Below are 826 nucleotides of genomic sequence, written 5' to 3'. Positions count from 1 at the left end.
TCCCGTGGCGGCAGAGGAGCGATATGCGGCGCTTCAAGGCGCTGACCATCGGGCGGCCGATCGTGATGGGCCGCAAGACCTTCATCTCCTTTCCGCGCCGACCGCTGCCGGGCCGGACCAACATCATCATCACCCGCGATGCTGGTTTTCGCGCTGATGGCGCCATCGTGACCCACAGCGTCGACGAAGCGCTCAGCATCGCCCGCGGTGATGCGCTGCGGCGTTCAGCCGCGGAAATCGCCGTGATCGGCGGGGCCGAGATCTACGCGGCAACCCTGCCGCTGACCGACCGGCTGGAGATCACCGAGGTCCATATGCGCCCGCCGGGCGACACGCTGTTTCCGGCGATCGATCCCGCGCAGTGGGAGGAGGTGGCGCGCGAGCGTCATGCCTCCGGGCCGGACGATCAGGCCGATTTCTCCTACGTGACCTATCGCCGGAAACGCTGAGGTCTGTCGCCATCCGGCCCGGCCGCCCCTTCAAGACCATCCATTAATGATGAAGTCGCGTTGTTTGGCCGCGCTTGGCCTTTCCGGCCGCGGCAAACCGGCGCTTGCCGCCCTGTTTACATTGACAAAACCCGGTTCGGGCTTAGCTGGAGCGCTACATTGTAAGGGGCGGGGCCGTCCCTTATAAACCGGCCGCCGTCGGGGGCCGGCGTCTCGGCAGTATCTTGGCAGTATCAGCCTCGCGGAGGAGATCGATCGATGGCGTGGAAGAATCAGGGCGGAGGCCCGTGGGGTCCGGGTCCGAAGGGACCCTGGGGCTCGGGACCGCAACCGGTCGGTCCAAGGCCCCCCGACCTGGAAGATCTTCTGCGCCGCGG

Annotated in this window: 1 protein-coding gene and 1 pseudogene; both read left to right on the top strand. The window is 66.7% G+C overall.

What is annotated here, in order from left to right; translation table 11 throughout:
- Positions 1-449, top strand: a 449-nt coding sequence (locus BRAO375_RS28620; RefSeq protein WP_035642805.1) for a dihydrofolate reductase, incomplete at its 5' end; no start/stop codon positions are given.
- A gap of 258 nt (positions 450-707) precedes the next feature.
- Positions 708-826 (top strand): annotated as a pseudogene (locus BRAO375_RS38755) (protease modulator HflK N-terminal domain-containing protein); the annotation flags it as partial.

The sequence above is a fragment of the Bradyrhizobium sp. ORS 375 genome, assembly GCF_000239775.1.
GTDB lineage: Bacteria > Pseudomonadota > Alphaproteobacteria > Rhizobiales > Xanthobacteraceae > Bradyrhizobium.
The sequence above is the reverse complement of the archived record's forward strand: the minus strand, read 5'-3'. Positions and strand labels throughout refer to the sequence as shown.